We start from the raw sequence: 4,619 nt of genomic DNA, 5'->3' as shown, positions 1-4,619 counted from the left end.
ACATTAGTTGTATTAACAGTACTAGTAAGAACTGCACCTTCATTGATAGTTGTTGCTGATGGGGTGAGGGTATAAGTGGGAGCAGGAGTAGTTGAAGAATCAACAACACTCACCGTCGCAGTTGATCCAACCTGCAGAGTGCGGGCAGTATCAGAATAAAGTTTTATAGATAATGATTCAGCACCTTCTGTTGTTAGATCATTTGCAAGAGTATGCGAGAAAGAGAAGGACCCATTGGATCCAACTGTTCCTGAACCAGTAAGAGCACCAGCAGAGAAATCTGCTGCAGTAATTCCAGTACCACTTAAGGAGTAATAGAGGGTGGTGCCTGATGCAACATCTGTTGTTGCTACAGATGTGGTGAGTGTTGAACCCTCATTGATTGATGTTGTTGATGGGGTAATGGTGTAGGTGGGTGATGTTGCTTTTCTATCATTTATTCCAACTCTTGCTTCGCCAACTTGAATTGTTAATGCACTGTCAATAAAAATTTTGATTTGTAAATACTCTCTAATCTCCATGTCATTATCGCGTGAGATAATGTGACTGAATGATAGTTTGCCATCAGTTCCAACTRTTGCCGAACCCGTAAGGGAACCAGCAGAGAAATCAGCAGCAGTAATTCCATTTCCAGATAGCGAATAGTAAAGAGTGGTACCTGATGCAACTTGGGTTGTTTCTATGAAGGTGACAAGTGTTTCGCCTTCATAGCGATCAAATTGATTTGTTATTATAATTGTATATTCAGGCACTCCTTCGCGTATGACTTTTGCACCGCCAAATGCATATTCGCCAATATATGTAACACTTTTAGGAATAATAATACTTGACAATTTGGTCTGATAGAATGCCCGATCCCCAATAGATGTAACACTATTTGGAATAATAATATTCGTTAGTTCTGTTCCGTTGAATGCTTCATTTCCAATAGATGTAACACCATTTGGAATAATAATATTCGTTAATCCTGTTCCATAAAATGTAAAATCACCAATAGATCTTACGCCTTTGCCAATGATAACACTCTTTAATGGATTATAAGTAAATGCACTTACTCCAAGCGAAGTAACGCTATCTGGGATGACAATGTTCGTAAGTTTTGCCATATAAAATGCTGCACGCCCAATTGATGTAACACTATTTGGGATAATAATACTTTCCAATTGAGTGCTCTCAAATGCCCCTGCTCCAATAGACACAACACCATTTGGAATGACAACACTTGTTAGTTTAGTGCCTACGAATGCATTGTCTCCAATCGATTTAACACTTTTGCCGATGAAAATACTTTTTAATGGAGTTCCATAAAATGCAGATCTACCAATAGATGCAACGCTGTCTGGGATAACAATACTTTGCAATGAAGTATCAATGAATGCAAAATCATCAATAGATGTAACGCTGTCTGGGATTACAATACTTGTTAATCTTTTTGTTCCTCCTGAGAATGCATATCTATCAATTGATGTAAATCCATTTGGAATAGTTACATCAGATCCCTGCTCTTTAATGAGTTTTTCTGCCTCGATCCAATTTAGTATAGTCATTTTAATTGGTTTTTGTAAAAGGATGAGGATCCACTACTTAGCAGTTTTTTCCATGCAATTGTTGGTGCTTCTCCCATAAAACCCAAATCCTCAAGAAACGACAGTGAAGCGGCGCGTACCAGGAGGCAAAACGCCTATGGCATCTATATCTCTTCATATTGTATCCGTTTTTAAGTATTTCCTCAGGTTCTTGCGGATATTGCATAAACAAGTAACGGCAAAGGGTTTCAGCATTTCTTTGCATTTAATGCAATATTCGCAAGTATTTGGCATTTGCTAAGGCAGATCACCCCCACAACTCCAACCCCAAACCCGCCAATGCTGCTGCTCTTCTAGGGCAAGAACTAGCAGCAACTTCAGCAGCAGGTGCTTTTGATGYTGATTCCARTGGTTCTGATGCCACTGCTGAGTAATGAAGCAGRTCWCCATCAGCAGTTGGGATCGTCAAACGCCCTGTAACTACAACAGCAGCACCAACTAATCCAAGMGRGTTTGTGWATTCCCAGATGTTGTTTGGATCTATCTAAACAGGACGCATCACATCAATATTGGCGGCAACGGCAGCAAAGTTTGCGGTAGTACCAAAATATGGTGAATCAGGACTGATTGCTTTATTGGTGAGTGCGGCACCTGCAAAGGCAGCACCAAATAGATGGCGTATTACCATCAAACCATCACCTAATGCAGTTGTTTTACCATCTTTATCTACATCTAATAATTTGCTATCAATACTACTTTGAATATTTGCATGTACTTGCGCTGCAACATCTGCCTTCTGTTGAGTAGTTAAGGTGTTATATGCAATGCCATTTAAATAAGGTGAATCAGGAGATATTGCCTTATTAATCAAGGCATCACCAGCAAAGGCAGCACCAAATAGTTTGCGTATAACCATTAATCCATCACCTAATGCTGTTACCTTGCCATCACCATCAACATCAAGTGAGAAAGAAAATGGTTTCAGGGATGCTGAGGTTGCAGTAAATCCAAAACCGGATGCTGCTTCTGTTTCGCTGAAATTGATGAAGGTATCTTTAAGACCTGTAATTGGATCAATTGGTTTATCAAGTGATTTAAATATTAAATCTGCGAGTTTAACTGGAACTCCAGCGGTTGGAAATTGCCCTGTAAAAGATGCGATATTAATTGGTATAAATGAATCTGTTGTGGCATCATTATCGGTATTTGCCGTGTCTTGTTGAATGGCACCAATTTGGAAAAGATCTGCCTGTGTTTTATTGGTAACACCAGTAGTTGAATCAAAAGACAATAGAGAAGAATTAAAGTGCACCTTAAAACTCAATCCAGTGGTGGATGAACCGTCACTGGTGCTGTAATTAATCGGAACAATTAATTCTTTATTGCGTTGATAGCGGATTGCGGTTGTGGCAGATGAAAGCGATTGAACTTCTTTGATCTTTAAACTAAGTGGTGTTGAGATACTGCCAAGTTCATCAGTAGCGCTGAGGTTTAAATTAATGGTGCCACCTGTTGTTGGTGTGCCCGAAAGTGTTCTTGTAGTTGGATTAAAGGATAACCAAGTTGGTAGGGTGTCRCCTGTRTTRGTGGTAGCAGAGAAAGAAAGAGTGGAATCAGAATCWSTAAARAGATCTGATTTAAAAGTATAAGARAAAGGTGTGTAACGATTRGTGCTAAGTGCTGGTATTGAACCATCTACAACTGGTGCTGCATTAAGGGCAATCAATAAATCAGCACCTGTTGCCGTGAATCCAACTGCAGGATCACCTTTGAGATGTAATGTGCTTCCAGAGAAGGTAGTTGTGGGTACCAGATTTAGATTGGCAAGCACTAAAGGCAGGGTGATATTACTACCGGGGAAGTTGCCCCCAAAGTCTGCATATGTTAAGGAAAGAACTTTATCTGTCTTGGGGTCACCATCGGCATTGGAGCTATCAGCAGTGACGGCATTACCCAGCAGACCAGTTTTGAATGGATCACCAGCAATAGATACGTTTAGTTGGGTGGAATTAAAGTAAAGAGATGCACCGACACCTGTGAGTGCAGTATTACCTGTAGAAACGTTATAGGYRATYGCMGATGTTGTGCTGATGCCGGAACGGATTGCAGTTTTGCTTGGAGTACTCAGAGTGAGTGATTGAACAGGAGTTGCACTTGAGGTGATGGATGCTGATGCAACACTATTAACCACTTCATTAGTGCCATAACCATCCAAGTAACTAACAACCCCTCTTATCTTCTTGCTAGTCTCTGCTGCTGTGAGGATATAAGTATTGTTATTATCTGCCCCGTCTGTTGTGGTGAGTTTAGACCAGGTGGTGCCATCAGTTGATGTTTCCCAATTGTACTTAAATGTTGGTGTATAACCTGTGAAGTTATCGCTATCTTTGATTGCTGTTGCATCTATTGTGAGTGTAGATCCAACTTTAAATGTTCCTGCAACCGTTGGAGTTCCAGTGGGGGTGTTATTGGGTGCGAGTTTTATTTCGGCGATTCCATATAGTCCCTCTTGTATTGCACCTCCTGGACCTCCTCCATCATCCCATGAGTTACTCCATTGCCATCCTAATACACCATAATCTTGTCCTCCATGGGCATCATCGCCACCTACGTTTCCATACCAGTTTGAGTAATTAGAATTTTCTCCAGATATCCATTGCCAATTTCCTTCCTTTATTTTATCCGTTAAACCTATCCAATAAGCACCCCAATACCTGAATCCATTAATAAATGGTTCTGGAAGAAAAGGCGTCCCAATTTTTGGTTGTATGAATGAATTGTAGAGGAAATCATTTTCCTCCTTATCATTAATAGTCACCAAGTGCCCGCCAAGTTTTACGGCATTTGCCTCTGCTTCTTCCCAGGTGGGACCTGAAACGATTACATAGGCAGAATCTCCACGACGGATGAAAGGAGTTTCTGCGATTGCAAACTCCGGACCATATCCTGATGCTTGATCACCAGACCATTCACCCAATGGATCTGAACCTCTGTAATCTGGATAGAGGTCTTTTTTGAAATTTGCTACTCCTAGTCTATCGCTACCGAGACTCACGTATGCCCCAAACGAAACTTCGGCGCCAATGCTATCGG

At 40.8% G+C, this 4,619-nt stretch carries 2 protein-coding genes; both read right to left on the bottom strand.

All coding sequences use genetic code 11. From position 1 onward, the window contains the following. Positions 1–1,547, bottom strand: a 1,547-nt coding sequence (locus C7K08_RS12745) for a leucine-rich repeat domain-containing protein (protein WP_133165269.1), incomplete at its 3' end; no start/stop codon positions are given. A gap of 523 nt (positions 1,548–2,070) precedes the next feature. Beyond that, on the bottom strand, positions 2,071–4,619 hold a 2,549-nt coding region (locus C7K08_RS12740; protein ID WP_133165268.1), incomplete at its 5' end, for a putative Ig domain-containing protein.

The sequence above is a fragment of the Synechococcus lacustris str. Tous genome (assembly GCF_003011125.1).
Taxonomy (GTDB): Bacteria; Cyanobacteriota; Cyanobacteriia; order PCC-6307; family Cyanobiaceae; genus Synechococcus_D; species Synechococcus_D lacustris.
This window is presented reverse-complemented; position numbering and strand designations above follow the sequence as displayed.